The sequence below is a fragment of the Streptomyces sp. NPDC101227 genome, assembly GCF_044767545.1.
Lineage (GTDB): Bacteria > Actinomycetota > Actinomycetes > Streptomycetales > Streptomycetaceae > Streptomyces.
The window spans coordinates 46,874-73,365 of record NZ_JBIWOD010000027.1 but is presented as its reverse complement, the minus strand read 5'-3'; the positions used below and the strand labels follow the sequence as shown (position 1 = coordinate 73,365).

At 71.7% G+C, this 26,492-nt stretch carries 23 protein-coding genes; 11 read left to right on the top strand and 12 right to left on the bottom strand.

Annotated elements, in window-relative coordinates; translation table 11 throughout:
- Positions 1-14: 14 nt before the first annotated feature.
- Genes ACIRPT_RS38120 through ACIRPT_RS38105 form a run of 4 tightly spaced genes read right to left on the bottom strand, consistent with a single transcriptional unit; the run spans position 15 to position 3,765 of the window.
- Positions 15-1,172: an acetyl-CoA C-acetyltransferase gene (locus ACIRPT_RS38120; RefSeq protein WP_403836031.1), complete on the bottom strand. Its 1,158-nt coding sequence runs from the start codon at positions 1,170-1,172 to the stop codon at positions 15-17.
- A gap of 37 nt (positions 1,173-1,209) precedes the next feature.
- Positions 1,210-1,794, bottom strand: coding sequence for a TetR/AcrR family transcriptional regulator (locus ACIRPT_RS38115; RefSeq protein ID WP_403836029.1), 585 nt, complete (start codon positions 1,792-1,794; stop codon positions 1,210-1,212).
- Positions 1,787-2,578 carry an SDR family oxidoreductase gene (locus ACIRPT_RS38110; RefSeq protein ID WP_403836027.1) on the bottom strand — a complete coding sequence of 264 codons (792 nt, stop codon included), beginning with the start codon at positions 2,576-2,578 and terminating at the stop codon, positions 1,787-1,789. The genes ACIRPT_RS38115 and ACIRPT_RS38110 overlap by 8 nt, the downstream gene beginning before the upstream one ends.
- A complete protein-coding gene (locus ACIRPT_RS38105) occupies positions 2,575-3,765 on the bottom strand; it encodes an acyl-CoA dehydrogenase family protein (protein WP_403836025.1) in 1,191 nt (396 codons plus the stop codon). The genes ACIRPT_RS38110 and ACIRPT_RS38105 overlap by 4 nt, the downstream gene beginning before the upstream one ends.
- 65 nt (positions 3,766-3,830) lie before the next feature.
- On the opposite strand from ACIRPT_RS38105, the gene ACIRPT_RS38100 reads away from it, so the two are divergent.
- From ACIRPT_RS38100 to ACIRPT_RS38090, 3 genes are all read left to right on the top strand, one after another.
- Positions 3,831-4,682, top strand: a complete 852-nt coding sequence (locus ACIRPT_RS38100; protein ID WP_403836023.1) for an enoyl-CoA hydratase — start codon at positions 3,831-3,833, stop codon at positions 4,680-4,682.
- Positions 4,682-5,854, top strand: a complete 1,173-nt coding sequence (locus tag ACIRPT_RS38095) for an acyl-CoA dehydrogenase family protein (RefSeq protein ID WP_403836021.1) — start codon at positions 4,682-4,684, stop codon at positions 5,852-5,854. Before ACIRPT_RS38100 ends, ACIRPT_RS38095 begins: the two co-directional genes overlap by 1 nt.
- A gap of 145 nt (positions 5,855-5,999) precedes the next feature.
- Entirely contained in the window at positions 6,000-6,980 is a 981-nt protein-coding gene (locus tag ACIRPT_RS38090; protein ID WP_403836019.1) for an acyl-CoA dehydrogenase family protein, read from the top strand.
- Between the two features lie 256 nt (positions 6,981-7,236).
- Here the strand turns inward: ACIRPT_RS38090 and ACIRPT_RS38085 are convergent, their stop codons facing one another.
- The 3 genes from ACIRPT_RS38085 to ACIRPT_RS38075 form a co-directional block, all read right to left on the bottom strand.
- Positions 7,237-9,471: an MMPL family transporter gene (locus ACIRPT_RS38085; RefSeq protein WP_403836017.1), complete on the bottom strand. Its 2,235-nt coding sequence runs from the start codon at positions 9,469-9,471 to the stop codon at positions 7,237-7,239.
- Positions 9,472-9,605: 134 nt separating this feature from the next.
- Positions 9,606-9,833, bottom strand: a complete 228-nt coding sequence (locus ACIRPT_RS38080; RefSeq protein ID WP_403836015.1) for a hypothetical protein — start codon at positions 9,831-9,833, stop codon at positions 9,606-9,608.
- Positions 9,830-10,159: an ArsR/SmtB family transcription factor gene (locus tag ACIRPT_RS38075; protein ID WP_403836013.1), complete on the bottom strand. Its 330-nt coding sequence runs from the start codon at positions 10,157-10,159 to the stop codon at positions 9,830-9,832. The genes ACIRPT_RS38080 and ACIRPT_RS38075 overlap by 4 nt, the downstream gene beginning before the upstream one ends.
- Before the next feature lie 117 nt (positions 10,160-10,276).
- Between ACIRPT_RS38075 and ACIRPT_RS38070 the strand changes: the two genes are divergently transcribed.
- Complete coding sequence (locus ACIRPT_RS38070; RefSeq protein ID WP_403836011.1) at positions 10,277-11,380, top strand: WD40 repeat domain-containing protein; 1,104 nt, start codon at positions 10,277-10,279, stop codon at positions 11,378-11,380.
- A gap of 19 nt (positions 11,381-11,399) precedes the next feature.
- Here the strand turns inward: ACIRPT_RS38070 and ACIRPT_RS38065 are convergent, their stop codons facing one another.
- Together ACIRPT_RS38065 and ACIRPT_RS38060 are read right to left on the bottom strand one after the other, a co-directional pair.
- A complete protein-coding gene (locus ACIRPT_RS38065) occupies positions 11,400-12,470 on the bottom strand; it encodes an acyl-CoA dehydrogenase family protein (protein WP_403836009.1) in 1,071 nt (356 codons plus the stop codon).
- On the bottom strand, positions 12,467-14,155 hold the full coding sequence (locus ACIRPT_RS38060) for a FadD3 family acyl-CoA ligase (RefSeq protein WP_403836007.1): 1,689 nt from the start codon (positions 14,153-14,155) through the stop codon (positions 12,467-12,469). Before ACIRPT_RS38060 ends, ACIRPT_RS38065 begins: the two co-directional genes overlap by 4 nt.
- A 138-nt stretch (positions 14,156-14,293) precedes the next feature.
- Between ACIRPT_RS38060 and ACIRPT_RS38055 the strand changes: the two genes are divergently transcribed.
- The gene (locus tag ACIRPT_RS38055; protein ID WP_403836005.1) at positions 14,294-14,917 is read left to right on the top strand and encodes a flavin reductase family protein; all 624 of its coding nucleotides are present in this window, start codon (positions 14,294-14,296) and stop codon (positions 14,915-14,917) included.
- On the opposite strand, the gene ACIRPT_RS38050 is transcribed toward ACIRPT_RS38055, so the two are convergent.
- The gene (locus ACIRPT_RS38050; RefSeq protein WP_403836003.1) at positions 14,809-15,450 is read right to left on the bottom strand and encodes a PadR family transcriptional regulator; all 642 of its coding nucleotides are present in this window, start codon (positions 15,448-15,450) and stop codon (positions 14,809-14,811) included. The genes ACIRPT_RS38055 and ACIRPT_RS38050 overlap by 109 nt on opposite strands.
- Positions 15,451-15,631: 181 nt before the next feature.
- Between ACIRPT_RS38050 and ACIRPT_RS38045 the strand changes: the two genes are divergently transcribed.
- From ACIRPT_RS38045 to ACIRPT_RS38030, 4 genes are all read left to right on the top strand, one after another.
- Entirely contained in the window at positions 15,632-16,759 is a 1,128-nt protein-coding gene (locus tag ACIRPT_RS38045) for an LLM class flavin-dependent oxidoreductase (RefSeq protein WP_403836001.1), read from the top strand.
- Positions 16,756-17,508, top strand: coding sequence for a glucose 1-dehydrogenase (locus ACIRPT_RS38040; protein ID WP_403509012.1), 753 nt, complete (start codon positions 16,756-16,758; stop codon positions 17,506-17,508). The genes ACIRPT_RS38045 and ACIRPT_RS38040 overlap by 4 nt, the downstream gene beginning before the upstream one ends.
- A gap of 189 nt (positions 17,509-17,697) precedes the next feature.
- On the top strand, positions 17,698-18,690 hold the full coding sequence (locus ACIRPT_RS38035) for an alpha/beta hydrolase (protein WP_403835999.1): 993 nt from the start codon (positions 17,698-17,700) through the stop codon (positions 18,688-18,690).
- Positions 18,691-18,954: 264 nt separating this feature from the next.
- Positions 18,955-19,671 (top strand): flavodoxin family protein, encoded by a 717-nt coding sequence (locus ACIRPT_RS38030; protein WP_403835997.1) that lies wholly within the window; start codon positions 18,955-18,957, stop codon positions 19,669-19,671.
- A 33-nt stretch (positions 19,672-19,704) separates the two neighbouring features.
- Here the strand turns inward: ACIRPT_RS38030 and ACIRPT_RS38025 are convergent, their stop codons facing one another.
- A complete protein-coding gene (locus ACIRPT_RS38025; RefSeq protein ID WP_403835995.1) occupies positions 19,705-20,430 on the bottom strand; it encodes a Mut7-C RNAse domain-containing protein in 726 nt (241 codons plus the stop codon).
- Between the two features lie 285 nt (positions 20,431-20,715).
- On the opposite strand from ACIRPT_RS38025, the gene ACIRPT_RS38020 reads away from it, so the two are divergent.
- Together ACIRPT_RS38020 and ACIRPT_RS38015 are read left to right on the top strand one after the other, a co-directional pair.
- Entirely contained in the window at positions 20,716-21,777 is a 1,062-nt protein-coding gene (locus ACIRPT_RS38020) for an isopenicillin N synthase family dioxygenase (protein ID WP_403835993.1), read from the top strand.
- Positions 21,778-21,937: 160 nt separating this feature from the next.
- The gene (locus ACIRPT_RS38015; protein WP_403836076.1) at positions 21,938-23,209 is read left to right on the top strand and encodes a nucleobase:cation symporter-2 family protein; all 1,272 of its coding nucleotides are present in this window, start codon (positions 21,938-21,940) and stop codon (positions 23,207-23,209) included.
- Here the strand turns inward: ACIRPT_RS38015 and ACIRPT_RS38010 are convergent.
- Positions 23,190-25,913: a SpoIIE family protein phosphatase gene (locus ACIRPT_RS38010; protein ID WP_403835991.1), complete on the bottom strand. Its 2,724-nt coding sequence runs from the start codon at positions 25,911-25,913 to the stop codon at positions 23,190-23,192. The two genes, ACIRPT_RS38015 and ACIRPT_RS38010, sit on opposite strands and share 20 nt — an antisense overlap.
- Between the last annotated feature and the right edge of the window lie 579 nt (positions 25,914-26,492).

Sequence of the window (26,492 nt, the reverse complement as noted above, 5' to 3'; positions counted from 1 at the left end):
CTCAGGCGGGTGCATCAGAGGCGCTCGATGATGGTCACATTGGCCTGGCCGCCGCCCTCGCACATGGTCTGCAGCCCGAACCGGCCGCCGGTGCGCTCGAGTTCGTGGAGCATGGTCGTCATCAGCCGGACCCCGGTCGCGCCGAGCGGGTGGCCCAGGGCGATGGCACCGCCGTTGACGTTGACCTTCTCCGGGTCGGCTCCGGTCTCCTTGAGCCAGGCCAGGACGACGGGCGCGAACGCCTCGTTGATCTCGACCAGGTCGATGTCGTCCAGCGACATGCCGGCCTTCTTCAGCGCGTACGCGGTGGCGGGGATGGGCGCGGACAGCATCCGGATCGGGTCCTCGCCGCGCACCGAGAGGTGGTGGATGCGGGCGCGGGGGGTCAGGCCGTGCTCGGCCACCGCCCGCTGGGAGGCCAGCAGCATGGCGGCGGCGCCGTCGGAGACCTGCGAGGAGACCGCCGCGGTGAGCCGGCCGCCCTCGACGACCGGCGCCAGCGAGGCCATCTTCTCCAGCGAGGTGCCGCGGCGCGGTCCCTCGTCGGTGGTGATGTCCCCGTAGGCGACGATCTCGCGGTCGAAGCGGCCCTCGTCGATGGCGCGGATGGCCCGCTGGTGGGAGCGGAGCGCGAACTCCTCCATGTCCTGCCGCGTGATGTCCCATTTGGTGGCGATGAGTTCGGCGCCGTGGAACTGGTTGACGGGGGCGTCACCGTAGCGGGCCCGCCAGCCCGCGGAGCCGGCGTAGGGGCCGTCGGTCAGGCCGAGGGGTTCGGCGGCCTGGCGGCTGGCGAAGGCGATCGGGATCTGCGACATGTTCTGTACGCCGCCGGCGACGACGAGGTCCTGGGTGCCGGAGAGCACGCCCTGGGCGGCGAAGTGGACGGCCTGCTGGGAGGAGCCGCACTGGCGGTCGACGGTGACGCCGGGGACCTCTTCGGGCAGCCCGGCGGCCAGCCAGCAGGTGCGGGCGATGTCGCCGGCCTGCGGTCCGACGGTGTCCAGGCAGCCGAAGACGACGTCCTCGACGGCGGCCGGGTCGGCGTCCGTACGGTCCATCAGCGCCTTGAGCACATGGGCGCCCAGGTCGGCGGGGTGGACGGCGGCCAGTCCGCCGCCTTTCTTGCCGACGGGGGTGCGCAGCGCATCGACTATGTAGGCCTCGGCCATGAGGGACTCCTTGGTGATGATTCTGCGGATGTGCCGGTCAGTTCCGCAAGGCGATGCCGTCCAGGACCATGGAGAGGTACTGGCGGGCGATCTCCTCGGGGCTGTGCTGTGCTCCGGGCCGGTACCAGCTCGCGGCGACCCAGACGGTGTCGCGGACGAAGCGGTAGGTGAGCCGGATGTCGAGATCGGCGCGGAAGACCTCTGCGGCCACTCCGCGCTCGAGGGTGCCCAGCCAGGCCTGTTCGAAGTTGCGCTGCGCGGTGGCGAGGTAGCCGAAGCGCGGCTGCTGGGCGGCCAGGTGCTTGGCCTCCTTCTGGTAGATCGCGACGGCCGCGCGGTGCCGGTCGATCTCCCGGAAGGAGGCGGTGACCAGGGCTTCGAGGGTCTCGCGGGGGCCGAGCCGGGCGGCGAGGACCGCGTCGTAGCCGGCCCACAGCTCGTCCAGGAAGGTGGCGAGGATCTCGTCGAGCATCGACTCCTTGGAGTCGAAGTGGTAGTAGAGGCTGCCCGCGAGCATGCCGACCGCGTCGGCGATCTGCCGGACGGTGGTGGCGTTGTAGCCCTGGGCGGCGAACACCTCAGCCGCGGTGGCGAGGAGTTCGCGGCGGCGGGTCTCAGGCATGCTGGGAGCTGACGGAGACGGTCTCGCCCGTCATGTACGAGGAGTAGTCGCCGGCCAGGAAGACGATCACGTTGGCGATCTCCCAGGGTTCGGCGTAGCGGCCGAACGCCTCCTTCTCGGTGAGTTCGGCGAGCAGCTCGGGGGTGGTGACCTTCACCAGGTGCGGGTGCATGGCGAGGCTGGGCGAGACCGCGTTGATCCGGACGCCGTATTCGGCGGCCTCCAGGGCGGCGCAGCGGGTCAGGGCCATCACCCCGGCCTTGGCGGCGGCGTAGTGGGCCTGGCCGCGCTGGGCGCGCCAGCCGATGACGGAGGCGTTGTTGACGATCACGCCGCCGTCTCCGGTGGCTTGCATCCGGCGCAGCGCGGCCCGGGTGCAGCGGAAGGTGCCGTTCAAGGTCACGTCGAGGACCTTGGTCCACTGTTCGTCGGTCATCTCGACGAGGTCGGCGGTGCCGCCGAGGCCGGCGTTGTTGACGAGGATGTCGAGGCGGCCGTGGCGCTCCTCGGCGAGGTCGAGGAGCGCGCTGACCTGGTCTTCGTCGGTGACGTCGCAGGGCAGGCCGGCTACCTTGTCGGCGCCGAACTCCTCGGCGAGGGCGTCCGCGCTCTCCTTCAGCCGTCGCGGATGCGCATCGCCGATGACGATGCGGGCGCCTTCTTCGAGGAAGCGGCGGGCGGTGGCGCCGCCGATTCCGGCTCCGGCGGCCGCGGTGATGACGGCGGTGCGGCCGGCGAGCAGGTCGTGTCCGGGGACGTAGCGGGGCGGGCGTGCGGGGGTCATGCGCGGGCCTCCTTGGGCAGGCCGAGCACCCGCTCGGCGATGATGTTCCGCTGGATCTCGTTGGAGCCTGCGTAGAGGGTGTCGGCGCGGGAGAAGAGGAACAGCCGCTGCCAGTCGTCGAGGTCGTAGGGCTCACCGGCGGCGAGTGTGCCGCCCGCGCCGCAGATGTCCATGGCGAGTTCGCCCAGGTCGCGGTGCCAGGTGGCCCAGAAGATCTTGCCGATGGACGCCTCGGGTCCGGGGGCACCGGCCGCGACGCCGTCGAGCATCCGCAGGGCGTTGAACCGGATGGTCTCCAGGCCGATCCAGGCCTGTGCGAGGCGGTCGCGGATCAGCGGGTCGTCGGCCGCGCCGTTGCGGCGGGCGAGGTCGATGAGCGTTTCGAGTTCGCGGCGGAAGCCGACCTGCTGGCCGAGGGTGGAGACACCGCGCTCGAAGCCGAGGGTGGCCATGGCCACCTTCCAGCCGTCGCCGGGGGCGCCGACGAGGTGCTCGGGGCGGGTGCGTGCCCCGTCGAAGAACACCTCGTTGAATTCGGAAGTTCCGGTCAGCTGCTCGATGGGCCGTATCTCGACGCCTTCCTGGTCCAGCGGGACCAGGAGGTAGGAGAGGCCGCGGTGGCGTGCGGAGCTGGGCTCGGTGCGCGCGATGACGAAGCACCACTGCGACTCATGGGCCAGTGACGTCCAGATCTTCTGCCCGTTGACGATCCAGTCGCCGCCGGCCTCGTCCCGTACCGCCCGGGTGCGTACGTTCGCCAGGTCGGAGCCGGCGTCCGGCTCGCTGTATCCCTGGCACCACAGTTCTTCCACGGCGACGATCGGCGGCAGGAAGCGGGCGCGCTGCTCGGGTGTGCCGAAGGCGATCAGGGTGGGGCCGAGGAGCTGTTCGCCGATGTGGTTGACGCGTGCGGGGGCGTCGGCGAGGGCGTATTCCTCGTGGAAGGCGACCTGCTGTTCCAGGGTGGCGCCGCGGCCGCCGTACTCGACGGGCCAGCCGACGCAGGTCCAGCCCGCGGCCGCCATGTGCCGTTCCCAGGCGAGGCGTTCGGCGAAGGCCTCGTGTTCCCGGCCGGGTCCGCCGCGGCCGCGGAGGACGGCGAATTCGCCGGTGAGGTTGGCGTGCAGCCACTGGCGGAACTCGGTGCGGAAGCTCTCGACGTGGGATGGGGCCTCGACGCTGCTCATGGCGGTACGTTAACCTACCAAACACTTGTTAGGGAAGTTGCCTGTGAGGGAAGGAGGGGCGGGGAATGACCGCTGCCCACGACGACGGGCCCGTGCGCTATGAACGGCAGGGACCGATCGCGACCGTCACCATGAACCGGCCGGATTACCGCAACGCCCAGAATTCCGCGATGACTTACGCCCTCGACCGCGCCTTCTACCGCGCCGCGGACGACAGCGAGGTCAAGGTCGTGGTGCTGGCCGGCGCGGGCCGGCACTTCTCCGCCGGCCATGACATCGGCACCCCGGAGCGCGACGCGCACCTCCCCTTCGACCGCACGGCGGGACTGTGGTGGGACCACTCGGACAAGGCGGGGGCGGAGAGCCGGTTCGCCCGCGAGTCCGAGGTCTATCTGGGCATGTGCCGCCGCTGGCGGGAGCTGCCCAAGCCGGTCATCGCGTCCGTCCAAGGGGCGTGTGTGGCGGGCGGTCTGATGCTCGCCTGGATCTGCGATGTGATCGTCGCCTCCGACGACGCGTTCTTCGCCGACCCCGTCGTACGGATGGGCATCCCCGGCGTCGAGTACTTCGCCCACCCTTGGGTGATGCCGCCGCGGATCGCCAAGGAGTTCCTCTACACCGGGGACCGGATGGGCGCCCGGCGGGCGTACGAGGTGGGCATGGTCAACCGCGTCGTACCGCGGGACGAACTCGCCGACCACACACGGGAGTTGGCGCTGCGCATCGCGGAGATGCCGCGCCTCGGGCTGGCCCTGACCAAGCGCGCCGTCAACCAGGCCGAGGACCTTCAGGGCCTGCACACCGGCCTGGACTCCGTCTTCGGCCTGCATCACGTGGCGCATGCGCACAACGCCGAGACGGCCAAGGACTCGCTCGGCGGCATGGACATCCGCAAGATGAAGGAGGCGGGCGCCTGATGGACCTCGACTTCACCGCCACCGAGGGCGCCTTCCGGGCCGAAGCCCGCGCCTGGCTCGCCGAGCACGTCCCCGCCACGCCCCTGCCCTCCCTCGAAACCGCCGAGGGCTTCGCCGCCCACCGCGCCTGGGAGCACCGGCTCGCCGGTGACCGCTGGTCGGTGGTCTCCTGGCCCGAGGAGTACGGCGGCCGGGGCGCCTCCATCCTCCAGTGGCTGATCTTCGAGGAGGAGTACTACGCCGCGGGCGCGCCCGGCCGGGTCAGCCAGAACGGCATCAACCTCCTCGCCCCCACCCTCTTCGAGCACGGCACCGACGAGCAACGCGCCCGCGTCCTCGGCCCGATGGCGGCCGGCGAGGTCATCTGGGCTCAGGCCTGGTCCGAGCCGGAATCGGGCTCCGACCTGGCGTCGCTGCGCTCGACGGCCGTACGGACCGAGGGCGGCTGGCTGCTCAGCGGCCAGAAGACCTGGTCGTCCCGGGCCGCCTTCGCCGACCGCGCCTTCGGCCTCTTCCGCAGCGACCCGGACACGCCGAAGCCGCACCAGGGGCTCACGTATCTGGGGTTCCCGCTGGACGCGCCGGGTGTGACCGTCCGCCCCATCGGCCGCCTCGACGGCAAGCCCGCCTTCGCCGAACTCTTCCTCGACGAGGTCTTCGTGCCCGACGCGGATGTCATCGGCGAGCCGGGGCAGGGCTGGCGGGTCGCGATGAGCACCGCCGGCAACGAGCGCGGGCTGACCCTGCGCAGTCCGGGCCGCTTCACCGCGGCGGCCGACCGTCTGACCGCCCTGTGGCGCTCGGCCGCGGCCCCGTCCGACACCGCACTGCGCGACCGGGTCGCCGACGCGGCGATCGGCGCCCGCGCCTACCAGCTCTTCACCTACGCCAATGCCTCCCGCATCGCGGCCGGAGGCTCGATCGGCGCCGAGTCGAGCCTGAACAAGGTCTTCTGGTCCGAACTGGACATCGCCCTCCACGAGACCGCACTCGACCTGCTCGGCCCGTACGGAACCCTCGCCGATGACGCCGACGACGCCCCCGCACACGGAAGCTGGGCCGAGGGCTACACCTTCTCCCTGGCCGGCCCCATCTACGCCGGCACCAACGAGATCCAGCGCGACATCATCGCCGAGCGGCTGCTCGGCCTGCCGAAGGGACGCCGGGCGTGACGACCAGGACCCCGCACCACGACACCGCCCGACACCAACGCCACACCCACCCGACGGACCGGACCGGCCGGGGGCCCGGGGGTTGCCCCCCGGAACAGCACAGGATCGCCGAGCGGCTGCTCGGCCTGCCGAAGGGACGCCGGTGATGCGGTTCCTCCTGACCGATGAGCAGCGGGAGTTCGGCCGGACGCTGGACGGCATGCTGGGCGCGTCCGGCACGCCGGATGTCATACGGGCCTGGGCGGCCGGCGACCACAAGCCGGGGCGCGCACTGTGGGCGCGGCTCGCGGAGGCGGGGGTGTTCGGCCTCGCCGTACCCGAGAAGTACGACGGCATGGGTCTGCTGCCCGTCGAACTCACCGTGGCATTCACCGAGTTGGGCCGACATGCGGTGCCGGGTCCGCTGGTGGAGACGGTCGCCGCGGCCGCCTTCCTGGACCGCCTGGGGGATGCCGCGGTGGCCGGCGACCGGCTCGCCGGGATCGCGTCCGGCGAGGCGGTCGTCAGCCTCTGCGCGAATGCCCCGTACGCGCTGGACGCGGACGCCGCAGACGCCGTGTTCGTCATCGAGGACGACACCGTCCGGCTGACGGAACGCCACGGTCCCGTCCAGGCGTCCCTCGACCCGGCGCGCCGACTGTCCCGCCCCCTGGAGGGCACCGTCCTCGCCCGCGGCCCGGCGGTGACCGCGGCCGCCGCACACGCCCTCGTGGTCGCCCGGCTGGCCACGGCGGCGCAGTCCCTCGGCGTGGGCCGTGCGCTGCTGGCCGAGACCGTCTCCTACGTCGGGCAACGCACGCAGTTCAAGGTCCCCATCGGCTCCTTCCAGGCCGTCAAGCACCGGCTCGCCGACGCGCTGATCGCCCTGGAGTTCGCCCAGCCGCTGGTGCACGCGGCGGCGCTGGCCGTGGCCGCGAACGCCCCGTCGGCCGGCCGGGAGACCGCCGCGGCGAAGGTGGCGGCGGGCGAGGCCGCGTACGCCACAGCGCGCACCGCCCTCCAACTCCACGGCGCCCTCGGCTACACCGACGAACTCGACCTCTCCCTGTGGATCCGCAAGGCCCGCGCGCTGCGGGACGCATGGGGCACCCCGTCCGAGTGCCGGGCCCGGGTGCTGGGGGACTAGGGGCTGTCCGATGGGTCAGGGTCGGAAAGGCCGGGGCGTCTGGTGCACTGCACTCGCTGCGCTCGCTCCGTCTCGGCTCTTCATCAGCCCTCGGACCGAGCTGCATCGCAAGGCGCCGGAGCGTCTCGATAGCGGAGCTACTGGGACGTTTCGGCAACGCCGCGTGGGGGTGCCCCCAGCGTTAGCTGGCCGGTGAGGGTGGTGCCCTCGCGGGCGTCGGCGGACACCTCGAAAATGAACGTCATGGCGGGGGAGCCTAATGATCGCCACTGACATCGCGGCCCACGGCCGGGGATCCTCGTCCGCCGCGCCTCGTCGCGGGCCGGGGCGTGCGCCAGGCCCGCTCCCCCAGCAGGGCCATCGCGGCCGGCAGCAGCACACCCCGCACCACGGTGGCGTCCAGCAGCACCGCCAGCGCCATACCGAGTCCCAGCATCTTGTACTCGATGGCCGACAGCGTCACGAAGACCGCGAAGACGCCGGTCATGATGAGCGCGGCGCTGCTGACCACGCCCGCACTGGCGGCGATGCCCGAGACTACGGCCTCGCGCGGCGGGGCGCCGCCGAGCCACCGTTCCCTGATCCGGCTGAGGATGAAGATGTGGTAGTCCATGCTCAGTCCGAACAGGATGATGAACATGAACAGCGGCAGCCAGCTGACGACGCCGCCGTAGGACGTGAACCCGAGGACCGCTTCCAGGTTGCCGTCCTGGAACACCCAGGCCAGTGCCCCGTACGCGGCCCCGATGGACAACAGGTTCAGCAGGATCGAGACCAGCGGGATGGTCCAGGACCGGAAGGTCAGGACGAGCAGAACGAACGCCAGGGCGAGGATGAAACCGCAGACCAGCGGCGTTCTGGCGGTCACCTGCTGCGCGAAGTCGTGCGGCATGGCGGTCTTGCCGGCGACGGCGTACGCGATGTCCGGCATCGTGTCGAGGGCGGCGGGCAGCGCGCGGTCGCGCAGCGCGGCCAGGGCGCGGTCGGCGGCCGGGTCGGTGATGGCGCCACCCAACGGCACCCGTACCACCATGACGTCGCCGACCGGCACCGCGGTGATGGGCTCACGCAGCGCTCCCCCACCGGCCGCCGCCCGGCGATGGAGTCCGTCGAGGGCCGCGCGCAGGCGGGGTCCGTCGGCCGGTCTCCCGTCCCTGCGCTCGATGACCACCCGCGCCGCCGTCGCCGCGCCGGGGAACGCCCGCTGCATCTCGCGGGCGGCGTCCACCGCGGCCGAACGGCCGGGCGGCAGACTGGCGGTGACCGCCGCGTCCTGGAGGCGCAGTCCCAGCGCGGGCGTCGCCATGAGCAGCATCAGCACGGCCATCGATACGCCGGCCACCAGGGGCCGTTGGACGACGGCCCGCGCCACACCGCCCCACATCCGGGACTCGCGGGGTACGGTCATCCGCTTGCCGAGCCAGGGGATTCGCGCCCGGTCAACCCGGTCCCCGAGCGCGGCGAGCAGCGCCGGCAGCACGGTGACCGAGCCGAGCACCGCCAGGCCGACCACCAGCACGGTGCCCACGGTCAGGCCCTTGAAGACGTCCACGCCGGTGAACAGCAGGCCGAGCATGCAGATCATCACGGTCAGTCCGGAGGCGACGACGGCGTGGCCGGAGGTGGCCGCCGTGATCCTCAGGGCCTCCGCCACGTCGCGCCCGGCGGCACGTTCCTCGCGCACCCTGCGCAGGTAGAACAGCGAGTAGTCGATGCCGACCGCCATGCCGATCAGCAGCACTATGGCGCTGGCCGCGCCGTTGAACGGCACCCAGCGGCCGACCAGTTGGAGCAGGCCGAAGGTGGCCGCCACGGTGGTCACCGCGACCAGCAGCGGTATTCCGGCGGCGACCAGGGATCCGAAGACGGCGAGCAGAATGAGCAGGGTGAGCGGGAGGGACGTCGTCTCGGCGTGCTGGAGATCGGCCTTGATTCCGTCATCGACCGCGCCCGAGAGGCTGCTGTCCCCCGCCTGGAGGAGGCGGGCGCCGGGGTGGCGCTTCTGTACCGCCGTTACCGCCTTCTTCGCGGTCGCGGCATGGTCCTCGAACCGCTCGTCCGGGCCCCGGACTTCGAAGGTGACGAGGCCGGAGCGGCCGTCGCGGGAGATCCAGCGTGCGCCGTGCGCGCCGAGCGGTGACCCGACGTCCCGTACGGCCTGCGGGGCGTGGCGCAGCTCGGCCACCAAGTCCCGCACTGTTGCGGCCAGTTGCGGGTCGTCCGCGAACCGTCCGGGGCTCCGGCCGCGGATCAGGACGTTCTCCCGGACGGAGTCGCCGCTGCGCTGGGCGTCCACCCGCTGCTGGGCCCGTCCGGCCTCTCCGGGGTCTACGGCGTGCGCGCCCCCGCCGGTGGTCAGCGCGCCGGCGAGCAGGGCGAGCACGACCAGCGCGAGCCATCCGCCGATCGCCGTCAGGCGGTGCCTTGTGGACCATCCGGCGACGGCCGCGACCATGCCCGGCCGGGCGCCCGGATTTCTTTCGGGCAGCATGAACTACCCTCCTGTTCTTGGTGGGTCGATCCTGTGGAACTCGCCGGTGGGCGAGGTGGTCCGGCCGCCGTTACGGGGCCGTCGAGTTGGCGCTCGACGGCCCTGCGGCCGTGTAGGGGGTGCCGCGGGTGGGGCTACTCGACGTCCTTGAGCACCCGCTCGATCGCCTCCAGCCGCCGCTCGATGCGCTCCTGCCCCGCCGCGCCGTCCTCGACCAGCTTCTTGTACGCGGCCTCCCGGGCCAGCTGGGCCTTGGCCCGTTGCCCGATCGCGACCTGCCGGATGATCGTGACGGCGGCGACGGTGAGCAGAACGAAGATCCCGATGGTCGCTATGACTTCCTGCCACTGGTGGTAGTTCATCGCGGCGATCCCTTCTCGATGGTCAGCGTCTCCACGGCAGTGGCGAGCCGTTCGGGTGTCAGATGAACCGAGAACGGGTTCACCTCGTAGAACTTCATGGCCTTTCCGTCGTCCGAGACCTGGATCCGCGAGGAGACCAGGCCGGCCGCCTCCAGCTTCTTCAGATGGACCTGGAGCAGCGCACGGGCGATGCCCAGTTCGCGGGCCAGCTGACTGACGTAGTTCGGCCCGTCCTGGAGGGCGGCGACGACGCGCACCCGGTGGGGGTTGGACAGGGTCGCCAGGATGCGGACGAGGTCGTCGCCGGTCGGCGTGGGGTCTCTCATGGCAGCTTCCAGCACATGCCAACTTACGTTAGCAGGTGCCTAGTTGTCACGGCAGGAAAAGAGGGCGCGGATCCTTGCGGCAACTGGAGTGTCAGTGGCGGGAGTTAGGGTCTTCGCATGACTGATGAGCGCCTGATGGCCGGGTTCCGCGGCCACACCCACCACGGCTTCCGGGGCACCTCGCCGGTGATCGAGCTGGACGGGGTTCCCGTGCTGGTCAGCATGGACATCGACGGCGTCCTGTGGACCTGCGATCTCCGCGCGGGCACCTGCGCTCAGCGCCCCCTGGAGCTCGACGCGGCCGCGCCCGACGACGACTGGTACCGCGAGATCGGCTTGCTGGATGACGACGCCGATGAGGACGAGGACTGGCGCCCGGAGTTCGAGATCGACGTCTGGGGGATCGTCTCCGTCTTCACGACGGGTCACCTCGAGGGGCGGCCCGTGGTCGTCACCGGCGGCGGGCGATTCGACCTCGCCCGGTTCGAAGAGGACATGATGGGTGGGGCCGTGCGGGTCTGGGATCTGCGGACCGGCCGCAAGATCGGCAAGACCCTGACCGGCCACGAACTGGGCGTCTGCTCGCTCACGGCCGTTCCGTACGAGCGCGGGCTGCTCGTCGTCAGCAGCAGCGAGGAGGGCACACTGCTGGCGTGGGACGTGGCCACCGGCGAGCGCCTCGCGGAGATCGAGGGCAGCTACAACGGAGCGATGGGCGCCGCGCTCATCGACGGCCGCCCGATTGCCGCCACCGGAGGGCACGACTCCTTCGTGCAGGCGTGGGACGTCCTCCGCGGCGAACCGCTGGGAGAGCCGCTGACCGGTATCGAGCCCGTCGTCAGAGCCATCGCGATCACCAGGACGGGCGGTCGCACGGTGGTGGTGGGAGGCGGCGACGACAATGCACTGCGGGTATGGGACCTGGAGAGTCAGAAGCCGGCCGGGCCGCCCCTGACCGGCCACACCGACACCATCGAGACGCTGGGCACCGCGACCGTCGCCGGGCGCACCATCGCCGTGACCGGCAGCAGGGACGGCACCACCCGCATATGGGACCTCACCCGCGGCGAACAGATCGGGGAGCCGCTCGACGGCCGCCATCTGCATACGTGCATCGACATAGCCGGCACTCCGGTCGCGGTCACCGCCAACTCCGGCAACGGCATCCTCGTATGGGACCTGACGCGCGCCGCCCCCGCGCCACCGGAGCAACTCCGGTAGTACGGGGGCGGCGGCCGGGTCAGCGGGCTCGGCTCGCCGTCAGCCCCAGCTCCTCCGCGAGCCGTTCGCGGTGCCGCGCCGGTGCGCCCAACAGCTGCCCGCCCCCGTGCGCCCGCTTGAAATAGCGGTGCGCATCGTGCTCCCAAGTGATGCCGATCCCCCCGTGCAGCTGGATCATCTCTCCCGCGACCGCCGAAAACGCCTCGGAGCAGGCCGACTTGGCGACGGCCGCGTAGCGGGGCAGCTCCGCCGCGCCCTCGGCCGCCGCGAAGGCGGCACCCAGTGCGGCCGACCGCGCCGCCTCCACCCGCACATAGGCATCCGCCAGCCGGTGCTTGACGGCCTGGAAGGAGCCGATGGGGCGGCCGAACTGCACCCGCTCCCCCGCGTACGCCACGGTCAGTTCGAGGCAGCGCTCCGCCGCCCCCACCTGCTCGGCGGCGAGCGCCACACAGCCGAGGTCCCGCGCCCGGCGCAGCGCGCGGGCGCCGTCGCCGTCCGCGCCGAGGGGCCGCCCCTCGGCGCCGTCCAGGACGATCCGCGCCTGCGGGCGGGAGGAGTCCATCGGCACCAGCCGCTCGCGCCGCAGACCGGGAGCGTCCACCGCCACCTGGAACAGGCGGACCCCGGCATCGGTCCGGGCGGCCACGATCAGGACATCGGCATCCGCGCCGTCCAGGACATGGTCCTTGATGCCGGTGAGCCGCCAGGCCCCGCCCGCGGCGCGACGGGCCCCGGCCCGGACCGCGTCCGGGTCCCAGGAGCCGTTCTCCGCCCAGGCCAGCGCGCCGACCGCACTCCCCTCGGCGAGCGCAGGCAGCAGTTCCCCCTCGTCGCTGGCGAGCAGGGCCTGTGTGGTGAGCACCGCGGAGCCGAGGAAGGGTACGGGTGCCAGTGCGCGCCCCAGCTCCTCCATGACGACATGGATTTCGAGGGCGCCGCAGCCCGCGCCGCCGTATTCCTCGGGTACCGCCAGCCCCGCCACGCCGATCTGTTCGGTCAGCGGGCGCCATGCGGACTCGTCCGGATGGCGGGCGAGCAACGACCTTACGGCGGCACGCAGTTCCTCGTGTTCCTCGGTCAGCCTCATGCGCCGAGGCCTCCTTTCCGTGCCGTGCGGCGCAGCTCGCCCTTGAGGATCTTGCCGCCGGCGTTGCGGGGCAGTTCCGGGAGCAGGTGGTAGCGGCGCGGCACCTTGAAGTTGGCGAGCCGTTCGCGGGTCCAGGCGGTGAGCTCTTCGGGGTCGGGTTCGGTATCCGCGGCGGGCACGACGAAGGCGACGCCGACCTCGCCGAGCCGGTCGTCGGGGGCGCCGACGACGGCGATGTCGGCGACGTCGGGGTGGCCGCGCAGCACGTTTTCCACCTCCGCCGGATAGGCGTTGAAGCCGCCGACGACGTACATGTCCTTGATCCGGTCGGTGATGGCGAGGAAGCCGCGGTCATCGAGCACGCCGACGTCGCCGGTGTGCAGCCAGCCGTCGGCGTCGATGGCCTGTGCGGTGGCCTCCGGGTCGTCGAGGTAGCCGCGCATGACGTGGTAGCCGCGGACCACCACCTCGCCCGGCTCGCCGGTGGGCAGCGGTTCGCCGGCCGGGTCGACGATGCGCAGTTCGGTCCCCGGCAGCGGCAGGCCGACGGTGTGCGCGATGGTCCAGGCGTCGGCGTCGGTGGGGCAGACGGTCACCACACCGGCGGATTCGGTCAGTCCGTAGGCGGTGAAGACGGCGGGTGCGCCGAGCACCTCGCGGATCTCCTGGACGAGTTCGGTGGGAACGGTGGCGGCTCCCGTGCCGGCCAGCCGGAGCGCGGTGAGCCGGTGGCGGTCGCGTTCGGGGTGGTGGATGAGGCCGTGGAAGACGGTGGGCGGCCCCATGAGCACGCTGACCGATTCGGCGGCCATGCGCCGCAGGATGCGGTCGGTGTCGTAGACCGGCTCGGGCAGCATGGTGACGCCGCGCAGGAGGCAGGCGAGGATGCCGGCCTTGTAGCCGAAGGTGTGGAAGAAGGGGTTGACGAGGAGGTAGCGGTCGCCCTGGCGCAGGGTGACCAGGCGGGACCATTCGGCGAAGACGCGGAGGGTCTGGCCGTGGGTGGTCATCACGCCCTTGGGGCGGCCGGTGGTGCCGGAGGTGAAGAGGATGTCGGCGAGGTCGTCGGGGCCGACGGCGCGGGTGCGGGCGGCGAGCTCGGCGTCGGTGACGGCACGGCCCGCCGCCAGGTAGGCGTCGTAGGCCAGGGTGGGCCCATGGGGCGCGCCGGACCCGCCCGGCGTTTCCGACCCGCCGGGCGCTGCCGGTCCCGGGGCCGGCTCGCCGTCGTCCCGCAGGACGACCGTTCCGCTCAACTGCCCAATATCCTCACCAGAGTTGAGCAGCAGCGCATCGTAGTCGCAGCCCAGGAAGCCGCGTGCGGTGAAGAGCAGCCGCGCCCCGCTGCGGCGCACGATGTCGGCGGCCTCGGCGGCCTTGTAGCGCGTGTTGAGGGGGACGAGTACGGCGCCGACGGAGACTGCGCCGAGCACCGCGGTGATCCACTGGCGGCTGTTGGGGGCCCATACGGCGACCCGGTCACCGTGCCGTACGCCGTGGGCGAGGGCGGCCCGGGCCGCGGCGCTCACCTCCTCCCCCAGCCGGGCGAAGGTCCAGCGGACCTCGCCGTCGGCGAGCGCCTCCCGGTCGCCGTACGCCTCGGCGGCGTGCGCGACGAGCTGCCCGATGGTGGCCGGCCCCAACTGGTCAGGCGGCCCCTGCTGGTTGTCATGTGCGCTGGTCATGGCCTCCCGCTCCCTTGCTCGGAGGTGGCGGCCGCGGTCCCGTGCGGTGCCGCCTACTTGACGTGCGGACGTGGCCGGTATCCAATCACAGTGTTTCGGTTAGACATATACCTAGTAGAAACAACTTTGGGAGGCCGCGTGCCCACCTTCACTCCTGACACCCCGCCGCCGCCCGCCGCACCGGCCGCCTCGGTCGACGATGCGGCGATGCGCGAGGTGCTGAGCAGCTTCTGCACCGGCGTCGCGGTGATCACCGCGCTCCAGGCCGACGGACGGCCGACCGGCATGGCGGTGCAGTCCTTCGCCTCGGTGTCCCTCGACCCGCCGCTGGTGTGCTTCTGCCCGGCGAAAACCTCCACCACCTGGCCGAAGATCAGCGCCGCCGGGCGCTTCGCGGTCAATCTCCTCGCGGCCGACCAGCAGGAACTGTGCCGCCAGTTCGCGGTCACCGGCGGCGACAAGTTCACCGGGGTCGACTGGCGGACCGGGCTGAACGGCGCGCCGCTGCTGACCGCGGCGCTGGCGACGATCGAGTGCGACCTGGTGGACACCCTCCCGGGCGGCGATCATGTCATCGCACTCGGCAGGGTCACCGCGCTCACGCCCGCGGACCGGGTTCGCGACACCGATCCGCTGCTCTACTTCCGCCGCACCTACGGGCGCTTGCGGACCCTCGCGCCCGCCTCACCCGTCTCGGCCGCCCCGTCCGCCGCGTCCAGGTCGGCCAGCATCGCATCGGCCAGATCCCGCTCCGAGGCGTAGTACCGCTCCGACCACTTCAGGACGAGCGAGGGGTAGGCCCACTCCTCCTTGTCCCGGGCGCCCGCCGCGTCCACCTCGGCGCGCTGCCGCATGGTCTCCGCGTACTCCCGGTGCCTGCCGAGCACTTCGCGCATCTGGTCACCCTCGAGCAGGTGGCCGAGCCAGAGCCGCAGCATCACACCGTGCTTGAGGACCGGGGGCTCCACCGGCGCCTCGCGCGCCCAGTGGCGGACCGCCGCCATGCCCTCGTCGGTGATCACATAGACGCGCTTGTCGCGGTTACCGGTCTCCTGCGCGACCATCCGCGAGGTGACATAGCCGCACTTCTCGAGCCGTTTGAGCTCGCCGTAGATCTGACTGAAGGACGGGCTCCAGTAAAAGAAGCGCAGCGACCAGTCCGACCACTTCTTCAGGTCGTAGCCGGACAGCTCCTCGCCGAACGAGAGCAGCCCCAGCACCGCCCAACTCGTTGCCGGCAGCGCCGGGCGCTCGCCTTCACCGGCCTTCGCCCCGCTGGCTTTCTTCTCCGTCACGTTCCGCAGTCTACGGTCCGCGTCCGCCGGCTCCATGAGGGCACCTCCCGGACGGAGTCCGGAGGGCGGGACATCACCGACTCCACTTCCCTAGGCCACATATACCTGCTAGACATATTCCTATTAGAAATAACTTCTATGTAGCCGCTTGATGCAGCCGAAGTGTCCAGGAGGCAGTTCCGTGAAGTTCTCGATGATCTTCGAGGCTCAGCTCGCCAACCCCACCCCCGAACGGGAACGCCAGGTCATCCGCGATTGCGTGGAACAGGCCGTGTACGCCGAGGAGATGGGCTTCGACCGCATCTGGGCGGTGGAGCACCACGCGCTGACCCAGTACGCGCACATGAGCGCCTCCGAGATCTTCCTCGCCTGGGTCGCCGCGCGGACCTCCCGTATCCGCATCGGGCACGGCGTGGTGACGATGCCGTTCGGCTACCAGCACCCCGTTCGGGTCGCCGAACGGGCCGCCATGCTGGACGTGCTCTCCGGCGGACGTGTCGACATCGGCGCGGGGCGCGGCGCCACCAAGCAGGAGATGTCCATGTACGGGGTCAACCCCGCGGACACCTATCCGCAGATGGAAGAGGCGCTGCGGATCTTCGCGAACGCCTGGCGCGAGGAGCAGTTCGAGTGGCACGGGTCGATCGACATCGGCCCCGGCGCGATCCTGCCCCGCCCCGTCCAGGACCCGCACCCGCCGCTGTTCATGGCGTGCAGCAAGCACGACACCCTCAAGCTCGCCGCCGAACTGGGCATCGGCGCGCTGGTGATGGGCTTCGCCGGGGCCGATGACGTCCGCGAGATGCGCAAGGTCTACGACGAGGCGGTCGCCACCCGCGGCACGGACCGCCTGGTCTCCACCGAGGTCAACAACCACTTCTCGGCGCTGTGCCCGACCATCGTGCTGGACGATGCGGAGGCGGCGTACCGGATCGGCACCCGCGGCCAGCGGTTCTTCGCCGAGTCCATCGCCCACTGGTACGGCAACGGCCCGGCGCCCACCGTTTACGAGGAGGGCGAGGACCATGTGGCGGCGATGGAGCAGGGTCGCGAGCGGCTGGTCGCCAAGCTGCACGAGGCGAACATCCCGGCGCGCCCCAACGACACCGGGGCCTACAACGCCCAGCACGCCTACGGCACCGCACAGGACGCCATCGCCTATGTCGAGCAGCTGCGCGAGATCGGGGTGGACGAGGTGATGTGTCTGATCCAGATGGGCACCGTGCCGCAGGAGGCGTGCATGGAGACCATCCGGCAGTGGGGCGAGACGGTGCTCCCGCACTTCCGTGCCCTTGAGGAGCGCGCATGAGCGGCGACGGGCAGCGCCTCGACGGCAAGGTGGCCGTGATCACCGGTGCCGGGCGGGGCCAGGGTGCGGCCGAGGCGCGGCTGTTCGCCGAGGCGGGCGCGCGCGTGGTGATCACCGACGTACGCGAGGAGGAGGGCCGCGCGGTCGCCGCCGGGCTGGGCGACGCGGCGGTCTTCGTCCGGCACGACGTGACGGATGCCGCCGGCTGGGAGGCCGTCGCCGGCACCGCCGTCTCGTCCTTCGGGCGGCTCGACATCCTCGTCAACAATGCGGCCCTGTGGCGCACCGCCCCCGTCGACACCGAGACCGAGGAGAACTTCGAGCTGCTGCTCCGCGTCAATCTGCTCGGCTCGTTCCTCGGCATCAAGGCGGTGGTTCCGGCGCTGCGCGCGGCGGGCGGCGGCTCGATCGTGAACATCTCGTCGACGGCCGGGCTCAAGGGCCTGCCGCAGCACGCGGCGTACGGGGCGAGCAAGTTCGGGCTGCGCGGCCTGACCAAGTCCGCCGCGATCGACCTGGCCGGCGACCGAATCCGGGTCAATTCGGTCCACCCGGGAATGATCGACACCCCGATGGTGGCGAGCGTGCTGGGCGCGGAGCGCCGCGAACAGGAATACCCGAGGGTGCCGTTGCGGCGCATCGGGCAGCCCGACGAGGTGGCGGAGCTGGTGCGCTTCCTGGCCTCGGATGCGTCCGCGTACATCACCGGCGCCGAATTCGCCGTGGACGGAGGGCTGACCACCGGCTGACAGCCGCACGGCCGGGTGCGGTGGCACCTTCCGCGTGAGGGTGCCACCGGCGGTCTCCTGTGCCACTGCCGGCCACGTGGCCGTCATGGTTCACTCACCCTTTGTCTCGTCAACTTGCGGGCCCCGGCGGGCCGTTGACGGAAATCGGCGATCCGCCCCCAGCGGCGGAGTATCCACGGAGGACATCAGATGAACACCCCGAGGCCCCCCGCAACCGAACCCCGTTCCCCGGACCCGCTGACCCCCGCGGCCCGGCAGATATGCGACGCGATGGCGGCGACCTTCCCCGACCCCGCACGCGGGCCGCTGGACGCCGGTTCCCTGCGCCGCGCCACGGGCTCCGGTGCCGGCCGGCTCCCCCGGGAGGGCGTCGCGGCAACGGACCGCAGCATTCCCGGGCCGCCCGGCTCGCCCGCCCTCCCGGTCCGCCTCTACCGCCCCGAGGCGGAAGCCAACGGCCCCCGGCCCCTTCTGGTCTTCTTCCACGGCGGCGGCTGGGTGATGTGCGATCTCGACACCCACGACGGCCTGTGCCGCGAACTCGCGGTGCTCAGCGGCGCGTTGGTGATGTCGGTGGACTACCGGCGGGCGCCGGAGGACCGCTTCCCGGCCGCCGCCGAGGACGCGTACGCGGCCACCCAGTGGGCCGTCGAGCAGGCGGCCGAGCTGGGCTGCGACCCGGGCCGGGTGGCCGTCGGCGGCGACTCCAGCGGCGGCGGGCTCGCCGCCGCGGTCACCCTCATGGCCCGCGACCGCGGCGGCAGGCAGCCCGCCGCCCAACTCCTGCTCTACCCCGCCCTGGACCACCGGCTGACCGGCGACTCGGCGGCCGACTACGCCACCGGTTACTTCCACACCACGGCCCATATGCGCTGGTACTGGGAGCAGTATCTGGGCCCCGGCGGCGATCCCGCCCACCCCTACGCCTCCCCCGGCCTCGCCCCGGACCTGACCGGTCTGCCGCCCGCGCTGCTGGTCCTGCCCGAGTGCGATCCGCTGCGGGACGAGGGGCGCGCCTACGCCGCGGCGCTGCGCGCGGCGGGCATCGAGGCCCGCGTCGACGAACACGGCGGCACCTTCCACGGCTTCCTGGGAGCCATGGGGTATCTGCCGGCCGCGGACCTGGCCGTCGAAGCGGCGGGCGCCTGGCTCACGGAGGTGCTGGGCGCGGCGGCGACGTGAGCAGTGAGGTGAGCGACGGCGGCGGGCCGCGCCATCAGCATCGCCGCCGTGGCAGGTGGCCGGTGAGTCGTGGTCCGCGGCCACGTGTGGTCCCGCTCACCGCCTGGGAGCTCCGCCCCCTCACATACGGGGGCGGGCCGCCCCCCGGCGGACGCGCGCGGGCCCGCGCATTTCGGGCTCATGCATTCGGGGCCGCCCGGGTGGCCCGGCCCGACCGGTGGCAGGAGGCTGAGGGCGCATCCGCCCCGCCACAAGGAGCTCCCCATGGCCGCCACCCCCCTCCGCTACGACGACCTCACTGCCCTGTTCATCAACTGCACCCTCAAGCGCTCCCCCGAGACCAGCAACACCGAGGGCCTGATCGACAAGAGCAGCGAGATCATGCTGGCCAACGGCGTCACCACGGAGGTGGTCCGTCCGATCGACCATGACATCGCCACCGGGGTCTGGCCGGACATGACCGAGCACGGCTGGAAGACGGACGCCTGGCCGCGGCTGTACGAACAGGTGATGGCCGCCGACATCCTTGTCCTCTGCGGCCCGATCTGGCTCGGCGACAACAGCTCCGTGATGAAGCAGATCACCGAACGGCTCTACGCCTGCTCGAGCCTTCTCAACGACCGCGGCCAGTACGCCTACTACGGCCGGGCGGGCGGCTGTCTGATCACCGGCAACGAGGACGGCATCAAACACTGCTCCATGAACGTCCTCTACAGCCTCCAGCACCTCGGCTACACCATCCCGCCGCAGGCCGACGCCGGCTGGATCGGCGAAGCCGGCCCGGGCCCGTCCTACCTGGACCCCGACTCGGGCGGCCCGGAGAACGACTTCACCAACCGCAACACGGCCTTCATGACCTGGAATCTCATGCATCTCGCGGCCATGCTCAAGGCGGCCGGCGGCATCCCCGCCCACGGCAACCAGCGCACGGCCTGGGACGCGGGCTGCCGGGCGGACTCCCCCAACCCCGAGCACCGCTGAGGCCGGTGAGACCGGCCTGCGACCGGACGGACCCTAGTGCGCGGCCTCCCGCAGCGCCTTGCTGACGATCGCCTCCAGGCGGGCATGGTGGGCCCCGCGCCAGTAGACCCGGCCGCATGAGGTGCACTGCGCGAAGACGTCATAGGTGCGCTGGGTGCCGTGCTCGAGCCGTTCCTGGACCGAGTCCTTGTCGGCGTCGGTCAGCTGTCCGTTGCAGGCGGTGCAGCGGGTCCAGGGGGCGAGCTCGGGGGCGAAACGCCTTAGCACGTCGGGGAGTTGCTCTTCGGGGCGGTCGCTGTAGATGTAGGCGCCGGCCCAGATCTCGCGGCGCCGCAGCAGCCCGCGGTCGCGGGAGAGCAGTACCCGTCGCTCCTTCGCCGAGAGCGCGGCGAGTGCCGCGTCGCCCGGGTCCTCGTTGGTGTACGACGCGTCGACACCGAGCAGCCGCAGCCGCCGCGCCAGGGTGCCGAGGTGCACATCGAGCAGGAACCGCAGGGGCGCGCCGGGGACCGGCTGGGGGCGCTCGACGGCGCACACCTCGACGTTTTCGTCCGCCTGCGGGATATGGGAGACGGGGGCTTCGCGGCCGTCCACGAGGAACCGGCCGACCTCGGTGAGCGGGACGCCCAGGGACTCGATGACATGGCCGAGCGTCGACGCCCCGTCGGTGACGACGCGGGTGCCGGCCGGGGTGCGGCCGGCCGCGAGGAAGAGGTGCAGCTCAGGCGGGAATTTCACATGGATCTCGGGACCGTTCACGCGGCCAGCATGCCATCGGGCGCGGCGGGGCGGCCACGGGATTCCGGGGTGGCGGGCGGATCGCGCGGCCGGAGCCGGTCGGCTTGATTTGATCATGACAGGCAACAACTTGTTCATCAAAATGTTGAAGCACGGACCTGAGTACCCATCAGGTTCCCGGCGTCGGGCACCCAGCAGCAGGAACATGGCAGCAAGAGCACGGAACCACGAACACGGCAGCACGAACACGGCATCGGATACGCCGCGTCCGGTACGGCGCACCGGCTGCGGGAAGGGAGTTGCGCAATGGGCAGGGCCACGGCAGTCAACGGCGTGCTGGAGGTACCCGTCATCGATATCTCCGCCTGGCAGAAAGGCAGCGAGGCCGACCGCACGGCCATCGCGGCGGAGGTCGACGACGCGGCGCGTTCGGTCGGGTTCATGCAGATCCGCGGGCACGGCATCCCCGAGTCCACGGTGAACGCCTTCACCCGGGCACTGGACGTCTTCTTCGGGCTGCCCCTGGAGGAGAAGAAGGCGCTGCGGTCGCCGTCCCCTGACATCAACCGCGGCTACACCCCGCCGCGTACCGAGAAGCTGAGCCTGAGCCTGGGTGTGGAGGCGGCCGCCGAGGATCTCTTCGAGGCCTTCAATGTGGGCGCCGAGGCCGGGTCCTACCCGGAGCTGGATCTTCCGGAAGCGCACTACCCGGCAAATATCTGGCCGTCCGTGCCGGGCTTCCGTCCGGCGGTGGAGGAGTGGTGCGCCCGGGCCGGCGGGCTCGCCGAGCGGCTGACCGATATCTTCGCCCGCGCGCTGGGGCTCGAGGAGGGTTACTTCGGGCCGTTCACCGACCACTCCCTCGATGTGCTGCGGATGATCCACTACATGCTCCCGGAGCAGGAGACGGTGATCGACCGCGATCAGATGGGGATGGGTGCACACACCGACTACGGCATCGTGACGGTGCTGTGGGCGGACCGCGTCCCCGGGCTCCAGATCCTCGACAGCGCCGGCACCTGGCACGACGTCCTGCCGGAGCCGGGCTGCCTGCTGGTCAACCTCGGTGATCTGCTGGCCCGCTGGACCAATGACCGCTGGCTGTCGACGATGCACCGGGTCCTGCCGCCGACCGACGAGGAGGGACGGGTGGTGCGGCGCCGCTCCGCCGCGTACTTCCACGACGGGAACTGGGACGCGGAGATCAGCTGTCTGCCCGGCTGCGTCCCGGCCGGCAGCGAGCCGCTCTACCCGCCGACGACGGTGGGCCGCCACCTCGCCGACAAGCTGGCGGGTTCGCGGGCCGGCCGGCTCAACGAGAACTCGCCGCGCGAGGCCGCCCGTCTGCGGGCCGCCGAGAACGGCTGACACCCGCACCGCCTCGCGTACGGCCGGGCCCCGTCCACCCGGCCCCGCCCGCGCCCCCGAAAGGCCGGCCATGCCCCCGAGATTACGCCGCCCCCTCCCCCCGCCTCCCGAAGCCGGACGCCGCCCCTCAACCGGCCGGGACGTCCCGGCCGTTGGCCGCCTGCTGAGCCTGGGATTACAGCACGCGCTGGTGATGTACGCGGGCGCGGTAGCCGTCCCGCTCGTCTTCGGCGCCGGAGCGGGGCTGGACCGGGAGACCGTCGGCGTCCTGATCAACGCCGACATGTTCGTCGCCGGGATCATCACGGTCATCCAGAGCCTGGGAGTGGGGCGGCTGCTGGGGGTGCGGCTGCCGCTGGTCACCGGCGGCTCGTTCGTCTGCGTGACCCCCATGATCATGATCGCCCGGCAGTACGGGATGCCCGCGGTGTACGGGTCGATGATGGCCGCGGGGCTGTTCGGCCTGCTGCTGGCCGTTCCGTTCGCCCGGGCGCTGCGCCTCTTCCCACCGCTGGTCAGCGGGGTGGTGATCACCGTCGTCGGCCTGGCGCTGATCGGTACGGCGCCCGGGATGATCGCCGGGCAGGACCCCTCGGCCCGGAGCTACGCGCCGGCGAGCCATCTGGCCCTGGCGGGCGCGGTGGTGGTGTTCCTGATCCTGCTGCGGCGGTTCACGCGCGGGGCGCTGGGCCAGGTGAGTGTGCTGATCGCGCTGGTCGCGGGCACGCTCATGGCGATCCCGATGGGGCTGGCCGACTTCTCCGGCGTCGGCGATTCCGGCTGGCTGGGAGTGGTGACGCCGTTTCGCTTCGGGGCGCCGCGGTTCCCGCCCGCGGGCGTCGTCTCGATGTGCGTGGTCATGCTGGTCGTCTTCGCGGAATCCACGGCGCAGATGATCGCGGTCGGCGAGGTCGTCCAACGGCCGTTGAGCGACCGGGCGTTGGGGCGCGGTCTCGCCGCCGACGGGCTGTCGGGCATCCTCGGCGGCGCCATGAACGCCTTCCCCGACACGGTCTTCTCCGGGAACGTCGGGCTGACGATCATGACCGGGATGCGCAGCCGTGCCGTCACCGCGGTCGCCGGCGCCATGAGGATGTTCCTGGGCACGATCCCCAAGCTGGGTGCGCTCATCGCCGCCCTCCCCCAGCCGGTCGTCGGCGGCGTCTCCCTGATGTGCTTCGCCACCGTCGCCGCGGTCGGGATCGGCATCCTGCGCCGGGCGGGCCTCGACCACGGCGACAACCTCCTGATCGCCGCGGCGGCGATCGGCACCGGCATGCTCCCCGTCGTCGCACCGCGGATCTACCACCGCTTCCCCGAGTGGTGGCAGCTGGTCTTCGGCAGCCCCTCGACGGCCGCGCTGATCGTGGCGTTCGCCCTGAACGTGCTCTTCCCGCCCGGCCGGCGACGCCTCAGGGAGCGGGAGGACTGAGCGAGGGCGCCCCCTGCTCCCCCGTCATCTCCCCCACCAGCGGCTGTTCCGTCCAGATGACCTTGCCGTCGCCGGTGTAGCGGGTGCCCCAGCGATCGGCCAGTTGGGCGATGAGGAAGAGGCCGCGGCCGCCCTCGTCGGTGGTGGCGGCCTGTTTGAGGTGCGGGGAGGTGCTGCTGTGGTCGGAGACCTCGCAGATCAGGGCGCGGTCGCGGATGAGGCGTACGTGGATGGGGCCGGAGGCGTAGCGGATGGCGTTGGTGACCAGTTCGCTGAGGATCAGCTCGGCAGTGAAGGCCTCGTCGGCCAGATCCCATTCGACGAGCTTGCGGACGGCCGCGGCGCGCACCTGGGCGACGGCCGAGGGGTCGGCGGGGACGTCCCAGTCGGCGACGTGCGAGGCGTCCAGTACGTGGGTGCGGGCGACGAGCAGCGCGATGTCGTCGGTGGGGCGCTCGGGGAGCAGCTCGCTCAGGGCGGCCTCGCAGGTCTCCTCCGGGGTCCGGTCGGCGCGGCCGGTCAGGGTGCGGGACAGCACGGCCATGCCGGCGTCGATGTCGCGGTCGCGGTCCTCGACGAGACCGTCGGTGTAGAGGACCAGGCGGCTGTCCTCGGGGAGCGGCATTTCCCAGGTCTCGAAGGGCATGCCGCCGAGGCCGAGCGGCGGCCCGCCGGGCACCTCGGCGAATTCTGCGGTGCCGTCCGGGCGCAGCAGCAGGGGCTGGCAGTGGCCGGCGCGGGCGATGGTGCAGCTGCCGGACGCCGGGTCGTAGATGGCGTAGAGGCAGGTGGCGCCGGTGACTCCGGCGGAGCCGTCGGTCGCCTCGTCCTGGTCGATGCGGGCGACCAGCTCGTCCAGGTGCCACAGCAGCTCGTCGGGCGGCAGGTCGAGGTTGGCGAAGTTGTGGACGGCGGTGCGCAGCCGGCCCATGGTGGCGGCGGCGTGCAGGCCGTGGCCGACGACGTCGCCGACGACCAGGGCGACCCGGGCGCCGGGCAGCGGGATGATGTCGAACCAGTCGCCGCCGACCCCGCCGACGCCGCCGAGCCCGGCCTGCGCGGGAAGGTAGCGGTAGGCGGCCTCGACGGCGTTCTGTTCGGGCAGGCCGCGTGGCAGCAGGCTGCGCTGGAGGGTGACCGCCATGGCGTGTTCACGGGTGTAGCGGCGGGCGTTGTCGACGCTGACCGCGGCGCGGGCGACCAGCTCCTCGGCGAGGGAGAGGTCCTCGTCGTCGAAGGGCTTGGGCTCCTGGGCGCGCCAGAACATGGCCACGCCCAGGATGACGCCGCGGGCGCGCAGCGGCACGGCGAGCATGGAGTGGACGCCGTAGTCGATGAGCCGGCGGGCCCGCTCGGGGTCCTGGCGCTGCCAGCCGGACAGCGCGGTCAGATCCGCTTCGAGTACGGGCTCGCCGTTGGACAGTCCCGCGCCCAGTGAGGTGTCCGGGTTGAAGCGGATCACCTTGCCGACCGGGTAGAGCGCGGTGTTCTCCGCGCCCTCGCCGCTGACCGCCGTACGCCGCATCTCCGGGCCGGAGCCGGACGGGGTCGGCTCCTCGCCGCGCAGCACGGCGCCCGCGAGGTCCACGGTGACGATGTCGGCGAACCGGGCGCCGGCGAACTCCGCCAGTTCCTCGCAGGTGCGCACGACATCCAGGGTGGTGCCGATCTCGGTGCCGGCCTCGTAGAGCAGTTTGAGGCGGCCGCGGGCCACATCGGCCTTGCCGGAGAGCGCCTGGAGCTCGGTGGTGTCGCGCAGCGTGGTGACACTGCCGGGCGGGCCGCCGGCCTGGTCGGTGGAGCGCTGGTTGACGGCCAGCAGGCGGTCCCCGACCGGGTGCACCTCGTCGGTCACGACCCTGCCGGAGGCGAGCAGTCCCTCGGTCCCCGGGTCCAGTCCGAGGTCGTCGACCTGGCGCCCTTCCACGTCGGCGGGCAGGCCGAGCAGCCGGCGCGCCTCGTCGTTGGCGAGCAGCACCCGGCCGCTGCCGCTGACGATGATCACGCCCTCGCGGACGGCGTGCAGGACCGCGTCGTGATGCTCGTACATCCGGGTCATCTCGGCCGGGCCCAGGCCATGGGTCTGGCGGCGCACGCGTCTGCTGACGAGTGCCGTCCCGCCGGTGGTGAGCAGCAGGACGCCGGCGGCGGAGCCGAAGAGCAGTGGGAACTGGTCGTCGACGACCCCGCTGACCTTGCTGATGGTGATGCCGGCGGAGACCAGGCCGACGACCTTGCCGCTGCGGTCGGTGACCGGCACCACCGCCTGGATGAGGGGTCCTATGGTCCCGACGATCTTCTCGGTGGTGATCCCGCCGGCCAGCGCGGGCGCCAGATTGCCGACGAATTTCTTGCCGATGCGGTCGGGCAGGGGGTGGGTGTAGCGGATGCCCTTGGTGTTCATGACGACGATGAAGTCGACACCGGAGCCCTTGCGGGCCGCTTCCGCGCGGGGTTGCAGCACCACCGTGGGATGGGGGCTCTGGAGCGCCTGGACGATGCCGGGGGCGCTGGCGAAGGCTTCCGCCACGGCGACCGAACGGTTGCGGGCCTCGCGTTCCGAGTCGGTTCGGGACTGCAGCACGAGTGCCGCTATGGCTGCGGCGACGAGCATCACCACGATCGCCACCTGCAGGAGAAAGACCTGGCCTGCGACAGTTCGCATTCTCAGAACCGAACGCGGGCGGCCGTAGCGTCCGGCCATGTCCTCTTTCTACACCTCCCGCTTACGGTGGGCGACCCGCGCGATGCGGAGCGCAGCCGCTCGGGGCCGCACCGCGAGGGCCGAGTTCACGGGCATCCCGGAGTGCGTCCGATGATCCCGCGCTCCTGGCTCGGGCACCAGAGGGCCAGTAAACCAGCGGGTATGTTTCACGGCTATCCGGTTGCGGAGTTCTTTATCCGCAGATGCGTATTGCCGTGGCCGCGGCGCCTTTGTCCGGCGGTGCCGGCAGCCGCGCGCCGGAGGTCCGTTCCCGTACGACAATGGGCGTTTTGCCCGATAGCAGCCGGGAATTGGGGCGTGTACGGCATTCGCCGTCACCCTCCGCCACCTGCTGGGAACGCCATTGGTCCGTTTCTCTCCCCTCTTCGCCGGCAGGCATGTAACTCTTGCCACAGGTTTGGCCGCCGGAATTCCGGATTTCGGCCGGTCGGGTGAGCGCGGGATATTGCGAATGTGCCTGGTCAGCCGGGATCGGCGGGAGCTCGGGGGCGATATGCGGGCGGCCTGGGAGGCCCGGGATCGTCCGTCGGGCCGGCAATGCCGTATGAGACGTTCGTG